Genomic DNA, 15,264 nt, shown 5'->3' with positions numbered 1-15,264 from the left:
CCACCGGTGCGTCACGGGATGTCAGCCGGCAGCGATGGATTCATTGACGCCCAGCCAGTAGGCCTGCAGGCGGTTGAGCTTTTCGGTCAGCCCCCCAAAATCGACAGGTTTACGGACAAACCCGTTGGCCCCGCTCTGGTAACACGCCACGATGTCGGACCGCTCGCTGGAAGATGTCAGCATGACGACCGGCACCAGCGCGGTCAGGGGATTGGCCCGCACGCTGCGCAGTACGTCCAGGCCGGAGAGCTTGGGCAACTTCATGTCCAGCAGGATGAAAGCCGGCTGCCTTTGCGTGTCGCGCCCCGCATGGGCACCCTGGCCGAATAGAAAGTCCAGCGCCTGCACACCGTCCCGGGCGACGGCAATCTCGGCCGTGACGCCCTGCTCCTCCAGCGTCAGAACGGTCAGTTCCAGGTGGTCCGGGTTGTCTTCAACTACGAGTATGAGTTTGTCGTTCATGTGGACTTCAGGTGCGCGGAGTCAATCCCTGTCGTTTTCTGCTTTTTTTGGTGTTTTCTCATATTACCAAGTAAAGAAACGCCGCAGTACTGTGATTTGTACCCCCTTTGACGTCGCTCAACGGGGCATGCCAAACGCAGCAGCGCCGGCCTACCAGCGGGGAATTGCTTCGTCCTTGAGCTGGCCGCGCAGCTCTGCGTAGTCGGGCACCACCGCGCGCACGGTGTCCCAAAAACGCGGGCTGTGGTCCATGACACGCAAATGGCTCAATTCATGAACCACCACGTAGTCGATCACCGACTGCTTGAAATGGATCAAGCGCCAGTTCAGCCGGATGGAACCATCGGCGCTGGCGCTGCCCCAGCGGGTGCCGGCGCTGGAAAGGCTGAGCTTGCGCCACTGCACGCCCAGGTGCGGCGCGAAATGGTTGAGCCGCTCGGTAAAGATGCGCTTGGCCTGGCGCATCAGCCAGGCCTGCACGGCATCGCGGATCTGCTCGGGCGTGGCATGGTGGGGCAGGCCCACGTGCAGCGTGAGCTGCGCCACGCCGGGCAAGGTGCCGTTGGCCGCATCGCCGTTGCCCTGCAACAAGACTTCGGCGGCGGCGGGGCCGGTTTTGAGTTCGGCGCCGACGCCGCCGAAAGCGTGCCGCGGATCGATCACCACAATGACCTGGTCACCCAGGAAAGGCAGCGTAGTGCCGTCCTTCCAGTCAATGCGTGCGGACTCCAGGCGCTCATGGCGGGAGCGGGTTTCCTGCAGCTTGGCCAGGATCCAACCGGACTTTTCCAACACGGCCTTGTCGATTTCATACAGCGGCACCCATTTGGGCGCACTGACCGTGAGGCCGTCGGCGCCGGCAGAAAAGCCGATGGTCTTGCGTTTGCTGCGGCGAAATTCGTAGGCCACCAGCACACCGCCCAGGACGGTCTCACGGCTGGCGCGGGGGTGGCGGAAAGTAGCCGGGGCCAGCGCCTGCTGGATGGTTTGTGCGGGAAGATGGGGGCCGACGAAATCTGCCGCCGCTATATTTTCGATAGCTGGTTGCGCACTGTTATCGGTCGTCTCAGGCCTTTTTGGCTTGATTTTTCTGGCTTTGGAGCCGCTGGGAACGCCAGCAAGCGGCGCCGGCGCGGAATCAAACAGGTCGAGCGTGAACTGAAGAAGCCGTTGCATCATGGCAGTTTAGCTTGACAGCATGGGCAGGCTGGCCGCTCAGGTATTGGGCGCGACGGATGTGGCGGGCGCGGCGACCACTTCTCCGGCATAAGCCTCGGGGTCAAGGCGCCGCATTTCGGCTTCGATCCAGGTTTCCACCTCGCGCATCAACTCGTCGGGCTGCCGGCCCGCGCTGTCGATGGGCTTGCCGATGGAGATGTCAACGATGCCCGGGGTTTTGATGAAGGCCTTGCGCGGCCAGCATTTGGCCGAGGTCACGGCAATCGGGATCACGGGAGCGCCGGTTTCAATGGCCAGGCGCGTGCCGCCGGATTTGTAAGTACCCTTCTGGCCACGCGGGATGCGTGTGCCTTCGGGAAACATGATGACCCAGGTGCCCTGTGCCATCAGGCGCTTGCCCTGCACGACGACCTTGTTGAAAGCCTGTGAGCGCTGGCTGCGGTCGATGTGGATCATGTCCATGCGCGCCATCGCCCAGCCGAAGAACGGTACGTACAAGAGCTCCTTCTTGAAAACGTAGGCCAGGGGGTGTGGCATCAGCGTAGGCATGCACAGGGTCTCCCAGGTGCTCTGGTGCTTGAGCAGCAGAACAGCGGCGCTGGTCTGGCCCGTGGGCAAGTTTTCCATGCCGGTCACCCGGTTCTTGATGCCCAGGATGAAGGTGCCGCCGCTGACCGCCACGCGCAGCCAGCCCGCGCACATCCAGTACATGGTGTTGCTGCTGACAAAGAGGGAGGCAATCACCACAAAGGTCGCCCAGGGGATCACCGTGACGGCCATCCACAGCAGATGAAGAATTGATCGAATCAGGCGCATGTCAAGGTTTCCGGTATCTGGCAGGTTGTGGATGCTGGTGTACAGCAGTTTTCACGATGTTTTAAGGCTCTAACCCTTATCTGGTCAGCGCAGGTAGCTAGCATTTTTATAGCATCGCCTACAAGGCCACTTGCAGGGGCCGGGCACTGCGTTCGAGGATGAAATCGGCAAATGCCGATAAATCGGTATGCAACTGCGTGCCTTCGGGCAAGCCTTCAGGCCGCCCGCCGCTGCGGTACCGTGCCGACTTGCCCGTCAGCACCAGGTGCGGTTCACACCCCGCAGCTGCGCCGGCCTGCAGGTCGCGCAGCGAATCCCCTGCGGTGGGCACGCCTTTGAGCGGCACGCCGAAACGCGCACCGATCTGCTCAAAAAGGCCAGGCAGCGGCTTGCGGCAGGTGCAGCTTTCCTCGGGGGCATGCGGGCAGTAAAACACCGCATCAATGCGCCCGCCGACCGCGGCCAGCAGCTTGTGCATCTTGGCGTGCATGGCGTTGAGCGCCGCCACGTCGAAGAGGCCGCGCCCCAGCCCCGACTGGTTGGACGCAATGACGACGTGCCAGCCGGCATGGTTCAGGCGCGCAATGGCCTCCAGCGAACCCGGCAGCGGCAACCACTCGTCCGGCGCCTTGACGAAGTCGTCGCTGTCGCTGTTGATGGTGCCGTCGCGGTCGAGGATGACGAGTTTCATCGTGTTTGCCTTGAAAAAAGTTCAGGTGGCTAGTTTGGAGAGGTCAGCCACCCGGTTCATCGATTGATGCAGGGTTGCGAGCAGCCCGAGCCGGTTGGCGCGCAGCGCCGGGTCTTCGGCGTTGACCATCACGCCGTCGAAGAATGCATCGACCGGCGCTTTCAGGGCGGCCAACGCCTGCAGCGAAGCGGCGTAGTCGCCGGAGGCAAAAGCAGCTTCGGCTTTGGGCCCCACGGTCTTCAATGCATCAGCGAGAGATTTCTCGGCGGCTTCCAGCAGCAGCTCAGGTTTGACGGCAGCTTCGACCGTGCCTTCAGCCTTCTTCAGGATGTTGCCGACGCGCTTGTTGGCCGCAGCGAGAGCCGGTGCCTCGGGCAGTGCGGCAAAGGCCCGCACGGCCGCCAGGCGCTTGGCCACATCGCCCAGGCGCTGGGGCTTGAGCGCCAGCACGGCATCGACCTCTTGCGCACTGTAGCCTTGCTCACGCAGGGAGCCGGCGAGGCGGTCGTAGATGAAATCGACCAATGCGACGGATGCGTCCTGGATCTTGTCACCGAACACCGGCTGGGCGCCCTGCACCAGTTCCAGCAGGCCCAAAGGCAGGTCTTTCTCGACCAGCATGCGGATCACGCCCAGCGCGTGGCGGCGCAGCGCGAACGGGTCCTTGTCGCCGGTCGGCAGATTGCCGATGCCGAACATGCCGACCAGCGTTTCCAGCTTGTCGGCCAGCGCGACGATCACGCCGACGGTGTTGCGTGGCAGTTCGTCGCCGGCAAAACGCGGCTTGTAATGGTCTTCAATCGCGTCGGACACGTCGGCGTTGAGGCCGTCGTTGAGCGCGTAGTAACGGCCCATGGTGCCTTGCAACTCGGGGAACTCGCCGACCATGTCGGTCACCAGGTCGGTCTTGGCCAGTTCGGCAGCGCGCTGCACATCGGCCACATTGGCATTCAGGCGATTGGCGATCGCCTCGGCGATGGCGCGTACGCGCTGCGTGCGTTCGCCCTGCGTGCCCAGCTTGTTGTGATACACCACTTTGCCCAGGCCTTCAACGCGCGAAGCCAGCGTCTTCTTGCGGTCCTGGTCAAAGAAAAACTTGGCATCCGCCAGGCGCGGGCGCACGACGCGTTCGTTGCCGCCAATCACTGCGCTGGCATCCGTCGGGCTGATATTGCTGACGACCAGAAACTTGTTGGTGAGCTTGCCCGACGCATCGAGCAGCGGGAAGTACTTCTGGTTGGCCTTCATCGTGAGGATCAGGCATTCCTGCGGCACGCCCAGGAATTCTTTTTCGAATTCGCAAATCAACACATTGGGGCGCTCGACCAGTGCGGTCACTTCGTCGAGCAGCGCGTCGTCTTCAATCGCCCTGGCGCCGCCGCCAACTTTGGCTGCGGCTGCAGCAAGCTGCTTGATGATTTCGGCTTTGCGCGCGGCAAAACTGGCGATCACGGCGCCGTCTTTTTGCAGCGTGGCGGCGTAGCTGTCGGCATCCTTGAGCACCACCGGGTCGACGGCCGCTTCAAAGCGGTGGCCGTGCGTGATGTTGCCGGCCTTCAGGCCCAACGCCTCGACGGCAACCACATCGCCGCCGTGCAGCGCAACCAGGCCGTGGGCCGGGCGCACAAACTTCACATCGCTCCAGCCATCGGCCAGCTGGTAGGTCATGACTTTGGGGATGGGCAATTTGGCGATGGACTCGAGCAAGGCCTTTTGCAGGCCCTCGGCGAGGGTCGCACCTTTGACAGTGCTGTCGTAGAACAGCACCTCGGCTTTGCCGTCGAACTCGTGCTTGAGACCAGCCACAGCCGAAGCATCAGCGCCCAGTGCCTGCAGCTTTTTGAGCAACGCAGGCGTGGCATTGCCGGAGGGATCCAGCCCCACGGCCACCGGCATGAGTTTTTGCGAAACGGCTCGATCCGGCGCCTGTGATAGCACGTTGGGAATGTACGCTGCTAGCCGTCGAGGTGTCGCAAAAGACTTTGAGTTGATGATCTCGGAGCGCAGAACAAGATGATGCTTTTCAAGGATGTTGAATAGCACATCGGTAAATGCATCACCGAGCATCTTGAGCGCCTTGGGCGGCAGCTCTTCGACAAACAGTTCAACGAGAAGATTTTGGGAGGCGTTCATTGGTTTTTTCGGGAATGTCGGAGCGCAAAAATGGCCAGGGCTGCAACCATCAGCGGCAGCCAGATGGTTTGGATCTCATTGAGCAACACGTCGGCGCCGCGTTGCGTGAAGAACCGGGAAAAGGAGACCGGCGACACCTCAACGGGCCGCCAGGGGCTGAAAAAGCGCTGGTCGGAAAACGGCCAGTAGAGGGGAATGGCCACGCCGCCATTGGTCAGGGTGTCCAGCAAGGGATGCGAGAACACGCAAAGCGCTATCCACGCATAGCCCTGCCATGGCGCCAGTTTCCAGTGCCGCGCCAGCCACCAGCCGATGAGGCCCACAACGAGCGCAAAGCCCAGGGTGTGGGTAAAGCCGCGATGCCCCCAGATCCCGCCGTAATGGATGCCGAGCTTGAAGGCGATGCCGTCAAAGTCGGGGAGGATGGCCGCGACCATGCCCGCCGCCAGCATGGAAGGCGGTATCCGCTTGCTACCGAGGGCCACCGCAGCAGCAACGGGAACGGCGATGTGGGAAAAGATGGTGGGCATCGAAGATCAGCTCACCGTTTTGGCGTGGCATCGGCGTAGTGCAACACCGTGGGAAACGGATCGTAAAAATGGTGAAGCAGCTTGCGCCATGCCTGGTAGGGCTCTGACTGGCGGAAACCCACGGTGTGGTCTTCCAGGGTGTTCCAGCGCACCAGCAGCATGTAGTGATGGTCGTTTTCCAGGCAGCGCTGCAACTCGTGGCCCTGGTAGCCACCCATTGACGCGATGATGGCCTGCGCCTGGGCAAAAGCCGCCTCGAAAGCGGATGCTTCGCCGGGCTTGACCTGCAACTGGGCGATTTCCAGAATCATCAGGCGGCCTTCTTCGCCATCTGCTCCACCCATTCGCGCGGTGCCATCGGAAAACCCAGGCGCTCACGGCTTTCGTAATAGCTTTGCGCCACGGCGCGGGCCAGGTTGCGGATGCGGCCGATGTAGGCGGCGCGCTCGGTCACGCTGATGGCGCCGCGGGCGTCCAGCAGATTGAAGCTGTGGGCAGCTTTCAGCACTTGCTCATAGGCCGGCAGGGCCAATTGCACGTCGATCAGGTGCTTGGCCTGCTTTTCGTGCGCGGTGAAGGCGGTGAACAGGAAGTCGGCGTCGCTGTGCTCGAAGTTGTAGGTGGACTGCTCGACCTCGTTTTGCTTGTAAACGTCGCCATAGCTGAGCTTTGAACCGTCGGGCCCTTCGGTCCAGGTCAGGTTGTAGACGTTGTCCACGCCTTGCAAATACATGGCCAGGCGTTCCAGGCCGTAGGTGATTTCGCCGGTGGCGGGTTTGCAGTCGATGCCGCCGACCTGCTGGAAATAGGTGAACTGCGTGACTTCCATGCCGTTGAGCCAGACTTCCCAGCCCAGGCCCCAGGCGCCCAGCGTCGGGTTTTCCCAATCGTCTTCGACAAAACGGATGTCGTTTTTCTTCAGGTCAAAGCCCAGCGCTTCCAGAGAGCCGAGGTAGAGCTCGAGGATATTGGCCGGTGCCGGCTTGAGCACGACCTGGTACTGGTAGTAGTGCTGCAGGCGGTTGGGGTTCTCGCCGTAACGGCCGTCCTTGGGGCGGCGGCTGGGCTGCACATAGGCGGCTTTCCAGGGCTCGGGGCCCAACGCACGCAGAAACGTCGCAGTGTGCGAAGTGCCTGCGCCGACTTCCATGTCGTAGGGCTGCAGCAGCGCGCAACCCTGGTCAGCCCAATAGGACTGCAGCTTCAAAATAATTTGCTGGAAAGTAAGCATAAGAGTGGAGTTTTGCCAAACGCGGGGCACCTGGATTGCAGGCCCGGGGAGCGGCGCCTCAGGTGGCGGCCGCCAAGCCGGTCATTTTACGCGGCGGCGCGCGGGCGCCTTGGTGAGCGCCTTACCGGTCGGCATCACTGGCGGCATCTGGGTGGGCGGCACATACCAGCCGGGCCCGGTCTTGAAGGCCTCGACCAGAAAATCCACCATCACACGGACCTTGGCGCTCAGGTGCCGGCGGCTGGGGTAGACCGCCAGCACATCGATTTCAGGCATGCGGTAGCCCGGCAGCAGGGGCACCAGCCGGCCTTCGCGCAGGTCTTCCCCGACGAGGAAGGCCGGCTGCCAGATGATGCCCAGCCCGGCCACGGCCGCTTCGCGGGCGGTATCGCCATTGTTGGCGTGCATGATGTAGTTGACCTTGACCACATGGGGGCGCCCCTCGCCGTCGATGAAATGCCATTCGTTGGCGGTGGCGGCATAGGTGTAGCCCAGGCAGCGATGGCCCGCGAGGTCGGCGGGCACAGCAGGGTGACCGTGCTTTTTCAGATAGGCCGGCGCGGCACAGAGGATGTTGCAGGAAGTCGCGAGCTTGCGGGCTGCATGGGTGGCCGGCCCCGTGCGCGAGATGCGTATGGCGAGGTCGTAGCCTTCTTCCACGATGTCCACCACGCGGTCACTGAGGGCAATGTCGAGTTCCACCTCCGGATAGCTTTGCATGAAGCGCGGCCACAGCGGCGCCAGGTGACGGATGCCAAAGCTCACAGGCGCATTGATGCGCAGGCGCCCGCGCGGCTGCAGGGTTGCCGACGAGGCCAGCGCCTCCGCGTCGGCAACCTCTTCAAGAATCGACTTGCTGCGCTCATACAGCGCTTCGCCGCTTTCGGTGAGCGAGAGCTTGCGGGAGCTGCGGTTGAGCAGGCGCGTGCCGAGGTGGGCTTCCAGCTCATTGATATAGCGGGTGACGTTGGCCGGCGAGGTGTCCAGCGCATCGGCCGCACGCGTGAAACTGCCGCGGCCCACCACGGTGACAAACATCTCAAACGCACGCAGCCGGTCCATTTCAACCCCCATCATTCATAAAAGATGAATGATTAAATCAGTTTTACGGCCTTCCTCCAATAGAAGATGAAACTTACATTGGACTCATCGGCAGGCAGGAAGCCCACCGAACCAGGAACCTCCACCCAAGACAAAGGAAATCGACATGACCACGCAAACCACTTCATTCACACCCCGCTTCGCCAACAAGACCGTGCTGGTCACGGGTGGCAACAGCGGCATCGGCCTGGCCACCGCCTTGCAATTCGCCGGGCAAGGCGCGCGGGTCGTCATCACCGGCCGGGACCAGGTGTCACTGGACCAAGCCAAAGCCCAACTGGGCACAGGCGCCATCGCCCTGCGCAACGACGCAGGGGCCAGCGGCTCGGCCAAGGCATTGGCCGCCGCGCTGGTTGCCGAAGGCATTACGCTGGATGCCGTGTTCATCAACGCAGGCCTGGCCAAGTTCGCCCCGCTGGAAAGCGTAGACGAAGCACTCTGGGACGACACCTTCAACGTCAACGTGAAAGGCGCATTCTTTGCGATCCAGGCGCTGTCGCCGCTGCTGAACACGGGCGCCGCCATCATCCTGAACGGATCGATCAATGCCCACATCGGCATGCCCAACTCCAGCGTTTACGCCGCCAGCAAGGCCGCGTTGATTTCGCTGGCAAAAACGCTGTCGGGTGAGCTGGTGGCGCGTGGCATCCGCGTCAATGTGGTGAGCCCCGGCCCGGTTACGACGCCGCTGTACGGCAAGCTTGGCGTGCCTGCAGACCAGCTCGATGCGCTGGCCGCCGGCATCCAGGCGCAAGTGCCGCTGAAACGCTTCGGCACGCCCGACGAAGTGGCCAGCGCCGTGGTGTATTTGTCATCGCCTGATGCGGCTTTTATTGTCGGCACCGAGCTGATCGTCGACGGCGGCATGAGCCAGCTGTAAGCACTTCCCGCGCTCGCCGCGCAAACAAAAGAGGGCGATGCCGTTGCCGGCATCGCCCTCCTTTTTTGGTTGCGCAAAAACTCAGTATTGCCAGAAGATGCGCTGCAGTTCCTTGCTGTCAATGTTCTTGGTCAAGGCCACGGCGGCCAGGATGCGGGCCTTTTGCGGGTTCAGGTCATGCGCGACCACCCAGTCGTACTTGTCGTCAGGCTGCTCGGCGTTGCGCAGCACAAAGCCTTCGGGCACACGCGAGGAGCGCACGACCTGGATGCCTTTGGCGCGAACTTCCTGCAGCGCAGGAACCACACGGTCGGCCACGGAGCCGTTGCCGGTGCCGCCGTGGATCAGGGCCTTGATACCAGTCTTGCCGACAGAGTCCACCGCGGAGCGCGGCACGTTGCCGTAGCCATAGACGATATCGACCGGCGCCAGCGCCTCGAAATCATCAATGTTGAATTCGGACTGCGCGGTGTGGCGCTTCACGGGCGCGCGGAACCAGTAATTCTGGCCTTCCACCACCATGCCGAGCGGGCCCCACTGGCTCTTGAAGGCCTCGGTCTTGATGTTGATGGTTTTGGTGACATCACGGCCGCTCTGGAGTTCGTCGTTCATCGTGACCAGCACGCCTTTGCCGGCGGCATCCTTGCTGGCGGCCACGCTGACGGCGTTAAACAGGTTGAGCGCACCATCGGCCGACAGCGCCGTACCCGGGCGCATGGAGCCGACCACCACGATGGGCTTGCTGGTGCGGATCACGAGATTCAGGAAGTAGGCGGTTTCTTCCAGGGTGTCGGTACCGTGGGTCACCACGATGCCGTCCACGTCGGACTGCTTGACCAGCGCCGAGATGCGCTTGCCCAATTTCACCAGGTTGTCGTTAGTGAAACTTTCGGAAGCAATTTGCGAGACCTGCTCGCCCTTGACGTTGGCCACGTTGGCCAATTCCGGCAACCCGGCCAGCAACTTGTCGACCGGCACCTTGGCGGCAGCGTAGGTCGCGCTGTTCAGGGCCGAAGCGCCGGCGCCGGCAATGGTGCCGCCGGTGGCCAGGATCACGACATTGGGTTTGGCGGCGGTTTGCGCCAGCGCGGGCGCGCCGAGCGTGGTAAACGCCACCAGGCCAAGCGCGGCGCCCATGTGACGAAATGTTGAGGTTATTTGCATGTATGTCTCCAAGGAAATGGAATTTGTCTGATTTTTTGCGCACAGCGAGCAAAACAAGCGGTTTCACCTGCCTGTGCGGCGATTTCCCTGGCCTTGCGGCCAAAGGTGGCTCATCGTAGCGACGCTGGCAGTCCCCAGCGATGCATAATGTAACGAGGGGTATGACTAAAACTCACACCCCTCAGCAGCATGGCCCCATGCGTCTCCGGCGACCCGGCAGCGACATACCCGCAGCGACATGAACCTCAGGCAACTTGAAGTCTTCCAGGCGGTGATGCAGACCGGCAACATGAGCGCCGCGGCGCGGCTGATCTGCATCACGCCCTCGGCCGTCAGCAAGACGATTGCGCACACGGAATTGCAACTGGGCTACAAACTTTTTACCCGCGGCAAGGGCACGCTGGCCCCCACGCCCGAAGCGCGCGTGCTGTTTGAAGAATCCTCGCAAATCCACCAGAAGCTGGACGGGCTCAAGCGCATTGCCGTCAACCTGCGGCAGTCGGCCGGCGGCCAGGTACGGCTTGCGGCCATTCCGTCCGTCAGCCATGAGTTTCTCCCGCTGGTGCTGGAAAGGCACATGGCGCGCTACCCGCGCGTTCGCGTCGAGGTGCGCACCCTGCACCAGGACCAGATGGTGCAGGCACTGTTGACGCGCAGCGTGGACTTTGCCCTTGGTTTTTATGAACACCCGCACCCGTTGCTGACCAGTTCGACGCTGGTGAGCGGCCCGCTCTACCTGGCCGTCACACGCGACATCTGGCAGCGGGCCGTGAAGGCCAGGCGCCAGAACCCGATGTCTTTCCTGGCCAGCATGCCGCTGATACGGCTGGTGGGTGAGGACCCGATGTGTCAGTCGATCGACGACCTGGCGCGCCACCTGGGCCTGACCGCCCCCGAAGGTTTGCAGGTGCACACCTCGCGGCTGGCGCTGGAGCTGGTCAAGCGCGGCATGGGCTGGACGGTGGTGGACTTCCTGACGGCCAGCAACCTGGACCCGCAATCATTGACAGCGGTGCCGCTGCATGACTTTGCCCAGGCGCCACTCCAGATGTATTTTGCGAGCAGCACACCACCTGGTCAGGATGCGCTGCGCATGCTGGAGATGCTGCCAGAACTTTTACACGGCGTGATGGCTGCAACGTACTAAGCACACCCGACTCATCGCAGCCCCCAAACCAGCAGGGGCCGCGGAACTGGCTTTGCCAGGCCGCAGGCGCCGCCCCTGGAAGGGGGAAGGCGCTACACGCAGTGAGCGTCCGACGGGGTGGGCCAGTCTAGCGACGGCGGCGGAACGCCCCAGCCAGGACCGCAACGCCCAGCCCCAGCCCCCACAGCGGCCACAGGCCGTAGCGGGACACCCAGTGGGCATACGGCGTGATGCCGTTGCGGCCCTGGACGTCGCCGTTCAGCACGCCGCGGGTGTGGCGCTCCAGCGAATGCGTGACTTTGCCCTGATGGTCGATGATGACCGTGGCACCGGTGTTGGTGGCGCGGATCATCGGTCGGCTGAATTCCAGCGCGCGCATGCGCGAAATTTGCAGGTGCTGGTCAATCGCCACGGTGTTGCCGAACCAGGCGATGTTGCTGACATTGACAAAGATGGTCGGGGCGAGCGCAGGATCGATGAAGCGTGCGCCCAGCTCTTCGCCAAAAAGGTCTTCGTAGCAGATGTTGGGCGCCAGCCGCTGGCCTTTCCATTCGAAGGAAGCCTGCCCGACCGCACCCCGGTTGAAGTCGCCCAGCGGGATGTGCATCATGTCGATGAACCACCTGAAACCCGTCGGTATGAACTCGCCGAACGGCACCAGGTGATGCTTGTCGAAACGGTAAGGCTCTGCTTGCCCGGGCTTGAAGCCCAGCACAGAGTTGGCGTACCCGGCCTGGGAGCTGCCAATCGGCAGGCCGATCAATGCCGCCTGGTTGCCGGCGGCAAACCTTGCCTGCAGCGCTTGCCAGTAGCCTTCCGGCAATTGCTGGGGCAGCACGGGGATGGCGGTTTCAGGCGCCACCACCAGCGGCGCTTTCGCATCGCGCAGCTGCTGGCCGTACCAGCGCAGCGCCGTGGCCACACCTGTGCCGGGCTGGAATTTTTCGTTCTGGGGAATGTTGCCCTGCAGCAGCGAGACACCCAGCGGCTCGGCGGGCTGGACCGGGGTATCGCCGGGCCAGGCGCTTTGCACCGGCAGATAACCCGCCACTATGCAGACAACCAGGATGCCGGTCACGTTCAGCCATTGCACATGGGATGAGCGCAGGGTCATCGCCAGCCATGCTGCAACCAGCGCGGCCAGGAAAGTCAGCCCATGCACGCCCACCCACGCGGCCAGCGGCCTGGCCCAGCCGTCGACGTGGGCATAACCGCCCTCGCCCCAGGGAAAGCCGGTAAAGAATTCGACCCGGGCCAGCTCTGCCAGCAGCCAGAGGGCTGCAAACACCGTGGCACGTGGCAGCCTGCGCCTGGGCGCCAGCTTCACGAAAAATGCGCAGGCCGCTGCGTAGTAGAGCCCCAGAAAGGCGGCGAGCAGCACGATGGCCAGTACGGTCAGGGGCGCTGCCAGCCCGCCGTAGTAGTGCATGGAAATGAACAGCCACCAGAAGGTGCTGCACAACATCGCCGTGCCGAAAAGACCGCCCATCCAGGCGGCGCGCTTCCAGGAGCGGCAGCTGTCAAGTTGCGCGGCAAACAGGAAAAGCGCCAGCAGTTGCAGCCACCACAGCGGCTGGCCCTGTGCAAAACCAAAATCAAAAGGCCAGGCCATGCTTGCTGCATGGGCGCAACCAGCTATCAAAATAATAGCAATCTGGAACGGCGAAATGCCTTTGCGCGGCGGCGGGTTGCGCGCGTGCTCAAGCAACGCAGGCAAGGTCGGGAGATGGGACATCATGCTTTGAATCGAATCCCGTCCCATAGTCAGCCCGCCCTTTTTTTCGTGAATTCGTTGTCAGACGCCGGCGCTGACCGGCGACACCTTGAACCAGCGCACGGCCCCACCTTTGGTGTGCAGTACGGTGAACTGCAGGCCGGCCAGCGCGTAATGCTCGCCGCGCTTGGGAACATGGCCCATCTCATGCGCCACCAGCCCCCCGATCGTATCGAAGTCGGTTTCGGGCAGCGTCACACCAAAAGCTTCGTTGACACGCTCGATGGAGGTGTCGCCGCTGACGCGGTAGGTATGGTCGCTGAGGCCGAAGATGTCGCCCTCGTCTTCGGCAATGTCGAATTCGTCCTCGATCTCGCCGACGATCTGCTCGAGCACATCTTCAATGGTGATGAGGCCGGCCACGCGGCCGAATTCGTCAATGACGATGGCAAGGTGGTTGCGGTTGCCGCGGAATTCACGCAGCAGGTCGTTCAGCCCCTTGCTCTCCGGCACAAAGACGGCGGGCCGGAGCAGGGCCTTGATGTTGAGTTCGGGCGCGCGCTGCAGCTTGAGCAGATCCTTGGCCATCAGGATGCCGAGGATGTTTTCCTTTTCGCCTTCGTAGACGGGAAAGCGCGAGTGGGCGGTGTCGATCACCAGGTGCAGCAGTTCGTCGAACGGCGCGTCGATGTTGATCACGTCCATGCGCGGGGCTGCCACCATGACATCGCCCGCCGTCATGTCGGCCATGCGGATGACCCCCTCGAGCATCTCGCGGCTCTGGGCTCCGATGACGTCATTGTCCTGGGCTTCCACCAGGGTCTCGATCAACTCGTCCTTCGAGTCGGGGCCTGGGTGGAGCATTTCAGCGAGCTTCTGCAAAAAGCCGCGTTTGTCTTCTGGCCTGGAAGACCGACTGGGGGGAACGTCGGACACGTGATGGGCGGTCGGTAGTTGTGAAGGGGCTAAGGATAGCTGAAATCCTTGACGGTGCGCAGGCGTAATTGGCCGCCGCGTGCCGAAGCGGTTGGCTTTTGTATTTCCTGTTTGGGTTTGTGTCCATTCAGGGACACGTGGCGGAGGTTTGGATGATTTTTGGCGCGTAGCCAATGGAAATGAGCGCGAGCAGCTATTGAATTGATAGCGCCAAGCACGTCTTTACGGCAGCTGCTGCCTGGGTTGAGCCGGCACGCAGCCGGCTCTTGCGCCGACCCCGCGCGGGCCCCAGGCTGAAGCCATCACATCGGCATGCGGTCCCGTCCATCACGCACGCCCTGCCGCACTTCCTGAACCATCGCCAGCAGGTCCCAGAACTGCTTGGCCTGAACCTTGAGGCGGTAGTCGGTCTGGGCGATCTGCTCTTCGACCATTTCGGTCATGCGCGAGTCCAGGTCGGCCGGCGGCAGCTTCAGGTAGGCCTCGCTTTCAGAGCCGTCGCGTTCGATCGTGGCGCCGGCCTTGCGTGCGATGTTGAGCATGGCGGTGTTTTCGCTCAGCGCGTGGATGAACATCATGTCGACACCGTTGTTTCGGGCGTGCATGACGGCGCGGTCAAAAAGACGCGAGCCGTAGCCGCGGCCACGCGCCTGGGCCAATACAGACACGCCGAACTCGGCGCAGCTTTTCAGGTTGGGGTCGGTGCTATGCGCAAGGTGGGCCATGGCGATCAGTTCGAGCTTGCGGTTGTAGATGCCGAAAATCTCGTCGCGCTCGAAGTTGAGCCCGTCCACATAGCGGTGAATCTGCTCATCGTTGGCCGAATAGCCAAAGCGCAGGTAACGGTCGTGGGGGCTCAGGGCCAGCAAATGGGTGGCGATGCGTTCCCCGTGGCTGGGGCCGATCGAGCGGATGGGAACCATGACGGGCTGGACGTGACGCGCTGGAGGTGCCGCGGAGGCGCGCTCTTCCACGGGAGGCCGGAAGAATTCCTTGCCTGCGTTATAGGATGCTCTTAAAAGGGTGCTGGGTGTAACCATGATCTCAATATAAGGGTTTTCCCTAGAATCAACAGTCTAGGGGCTTCTGAATCAGCGTCAATAGAGGGTCGCTTCAAAAAAACACCCTTATGTGGATTTTTCCCAATAAATACGGGCGCAGGCAGCTATTAAAAATATAGCAAACTGACACTTTCAGTTGCTCCGGCGCGTGGATTGTTGTGATACAGCAACACTTTTCGCGCACATCCGGGCAAGTCAGGCACATGGAAATGCCGGTTC

The 15,264-nt window shown here is 62.3% G+C and carries 15 protein-coding genes; 2 read left to right on the top strand and 13 right to left on the bottom strand.

The features are described 5' to 3' along the window. Positions 1–21: 21 nt before the first annotated feature. From AC1DZE_RS19755 to AC1DZE_RS19715, 9 genes are all read right to left on the bottom strand, one after another. Positions 22–462, bottom strand: coding sequence for a response regulator (locus tag AC1DZE_RS19755; protein WP_348049366.1), 441 nt, complete (start codon positions 460–462; stop codon positions 22–24). A 150-nt stretch (positions 463–612) separates the two neighbouring features. Further along, positions 613–1,641: a M48 family metallopeptidase gene (locus AC1DZE_RS19750; RefSeq protein ID WP_477700457.1), complete on the bottom strand. Its 1,029-nt coding sequence runs from the start codon at positions 1,639–1,641 to the stop codon at positions 613–615. 36 nt (positions 1,642–1,677) lie between these two features. Next, on the bottom strand, positions 1,678–2,457 hold the full coding sequence (locus AC1DZE_RS19745; protein ID WP_477670107.1) for a lysophospholipid acyltransferase family protein: 780 nt from the start codon (positions 2,455–2,457) through the stop codon (positions 1,678–1,680). Positions 2,458–2,575: 118 nt separating this feature from the next. After that, positions 2,576–3,148 (bottom strand): D-glycero-beta-D-manno-heptose 1,7-bisphosphate 7-phosphatase, encoded by a 573-nt coding sequence (gene gmhB / locus AC1DZE_RS19740; RefSeq protein ID WP_457282820.1) that lies wholly within the window; start codon positions 3,146–3,148, stop codon positions 2,576–2,578. A 21-nt stretch (positions 3,149–3,169) separates the two neighbouring features. Next, complete coding sequence (glyS, locus tag AC1DZE_RS19735) at positions 3,170–5,281, bottom strand: glycine--tRNA ligase subunit beta (protein WP_477672065.1); 2,112 nt, start codon at positions 5,279–5,281, stop codon at positions 3,170–3,172. Continuing rightward, positions 5,278–5,811 carry a metal-dependent hydrolase gene (locus AC1DZE_RS19730; RefSeq protein WP_477672064.1) on the bottom strand — a complete coding sequence of 178 codons (534 nt, stop codon included), beginning with the start codon at positions 5,809–5,811 and terminating at the stop codon, positions 5,278–5,280. The genes glyS and AC1DZE_RS19730 overlap by 4 nt, the downstream gene beginning before the upstream one ends. Positions 5,812–5,822: 11 nt before the next feature. Further along, a complete protein-coding gene (locus AC1DZE_RS19725; protein ID WP_477649325.1) occupies positions 5,823–6,122 on the bottom strand; it encodes an antibiotic biosynthesis monooxygenase family protein in 300 nt (99 codons plus the stop codon). Further along, entirely contained in the window at positions 6,122–7,042 is a 921-nt protein-coding gene (gene glyQ / locus AC1DZE_RS19720; protein ID WP_348049382.1) for a glycine--tRNA ligase subunit alpha, read from the bottom strand. The genes AC1DZE_RS19725 and glyQ overlap by 1 nt, the downstream gene beginning before the upstream one ends. 81 nt (positions 7,043–7,123) lie before the next feature. Then, a complete protein-coding gene (locus AC1DZE_RS19715) occupies positions 7,124–8,104 on the bottom strand; it encodes a LysR family transcriptional regulator (protein WP_477700462.1) in 981 nt (326 codons plus the stop codon). A gap of 145 nt (positions 8,105–8,249) precedes the next feature. On the opposite strand from AC1DZE_RS19715, the gene AC1DZE_RS19710 reads away from it, so the two are divergent. Continuing rightward, positions 8,250–9,023: an SDR family oxidoreductase gene (locus tag AC1DZE_RS19710; RefSeq protein ID WP_477700456.1), complete on the top strand. Its 774-nt coding sequence runs from the start codon at positions 8,250–8,252 to the stop codon at positions 9,021–9,023. Between the two features lie 81 nt (positions 9,024–9,104). On the opposite strand, the gene AC1DZE_RS19705 is transcribed toward AC1DZE_RS19710, so the two are convergent. Next, complete coding sequence (locus AC1DZE_RS19705; RefSeq protein WP_477673971.1) at positions 9,105–10,160, bottom strand: asparaginase; 1,056 nt, start codon at positions 10,158–10,160, stop codon at positions 9,105–9,107. Positions 10,161–10,425: 265 nt separating this feature from the next. Here AC1DZE_RS19705 and AC1DZE_RS19700 point away from each other — a divergent pair, with 265 nt between their 5' ends. Beyond that, on the top strand, positions 10,426–11,334 hold the full coding sequence (locus tag AC1DZE_RS19700) for a LysR family transcriptional regulator (protein ID WP_477670112.1): 909 nt from the start codon (positions 10,426–10,428) through the stop codon (positions 11,332–11,334). Between the two features lie 127 nt (positions 11,335–11,461). On the opposite strand, the gene lnt is transcribed toward AC1DZE_RS19700, so the two are convergent. From lnt to AC1DZE_RS19685, 3 genes are all read right to left on the bottom strand, one after another. Next, positions 11,462–13,072 carry an apolipoprotein N-acyltransferase gene (gene lnt / locus AC1DZE_RS19695; RefSeq protein ID WP_477673892.1) on the bottom strand — a complete coding sequence of 537 codons (1,611 nt, stop codon included), beginning with the start codon at positions 13,070–13,072 and terminating at the stop codon, positions 11,462–11,464. Between the two features lie 57 nt (positions 13,073–13,129). Beyond that, a complete protein-coding gene (locus AC1DZE_RS19690; RefSeq protein ID WP_254806495.1) occupies positions 13,130–13,912 on the bottom strand; it encodes an HlyC/CorC family transporter in 783 nt (260 codons plus the stop codon). 374 nt (positions 13,913–14,286) lie between these two features. After that, entirely contained in the window at positions 14,287–15,024 is a 738-nt protein-coding gene (locus AC1DZE_RS19685; RefSeq protein WP_477700455.1) for a GNAT family N-acetyltransferase, read from the bottom strand. Between the last annotated feature and the right edge of the window lie 240 nt (positions 15,025–15,264).

It is taken from the genome of Polaromonas sp. P1_F1, assembly GCF_056405795.1.
The sequence above is the reverse complement of the archived record's forward strand: the minus strand, read 5'-3'. Positions and strand labels throughout refer to the sequence as shown.

Excerpts from the sequence above, each read along its gene's own strand:
- AC1DZE_RS19755 (WP_348049366.1), bottom strand. The coding sequence starts at position 462 with ATGAACGACAAACTCATACTCGTAGTTGAAGACAACCCGGACCACCTG.
- AC1DZE_RS19750 (WP_477700457.1), bottom strand. The coding sequence starts at position 1,641 with ATGATGCAACGGCTTCTTCAGTTCACGCTCGACCTGTTTGATTCCGCG.
- AC1DZE_RS19745 (WP_477670107.1), bottom strand. The coding sequence starts at position 2,457 with ATGCGCCTGATTCGATCAATTCTTCATCTGCTGTGGATGGCCGTCACG.
- gmhB (WP_457282820.1), bottom strand. The coding sequence starts at position 3,148 with ATGAAACTCGTCATCCTCGACCGCGACGGCACCATCAACAGCGACAGC.
- glyS (WP_477672065.1), bottom strand. The coding sequence starts at position 5,281 with ATGAACGCCTCCCAAAATCTTCTCGTTGAACTGTTTGTCGAAGAGCTG.
- AC1DZE_RS19730 (WP_477672064.1), bottom strand. The coding sequence starts at position 5,811 with ATGCCCACCATCTTTTCCCACATCGCCGTTCCCGTTGCTGCTGCGGTG.
- AC1DZE_RS19725 (WP_477649325.1), bottom strand. The coding sequence starts at position 6,122 with ATGATTCTGGAAATCGCCCAGTTGCAGGTCAAGCCCGGCGAAGCATCC.
- glyQ (WP_348049382.1), bottom strand. The coding sequence starts at position 7,042 with ATGCTTACTTTCCAGCAAATTATTTTGAAGCTGCAGTCCTATTGGGCT.
- AC1DZE_RS19715 (WP_477700462.1), bottom strand. The coding sequence starts at position 8,104 with ATGGACCGGCTGCGTGCGTTTGAGATGTTTGTCACCGTGGTGGGCCGC.
- AC1DZE_RS19710 (WP_477700456.1), top strand. The coding sequence starts at position 8,250 with ATGACCACGCAAACCACTTCATTCACACCCCGCTTCGCCAACAAGACC.
- AC1DZE_RS19705 (WP_477673971.1), bottom strand. The coding sequence starts at position 10,160 with ATGGGCGCCGCGCTTGGCCTGGTGGCGTTTACCACGCTCGGCGCGCCC.
- AC1DZE_RS19700 (WP_477670112.1), top strand. The coding sequence starts at position 10,426 with ATGAACCTCAGGCAACTTGAAGTCTTCCAGGCGGTGATGCAGACCGGC.
- lnt (WP_477673892.1), bottom strand. The coding sequence starts at position 13,072 with ATGATGTCCCATCTCCCGACCTTGCCTGCGTTGCTTGAGCACGCGCGC.
- AC1DZE_RS19690 (WP_254806495.1), bottom strand. The coding sequence starts at position 13,912 with ATGCTCCACCCAGGCCCCGACTCGAAGGACGAGTTGATCGAGACCCTG.
- AC1DZE_RS19685 (WP_477700455.1), bottom strand. The coding sequence starts at position 15,024 with ATGGTTACACCCAGCACCCTTTTAAGAGCATCCTATAACGCAGGCAAG.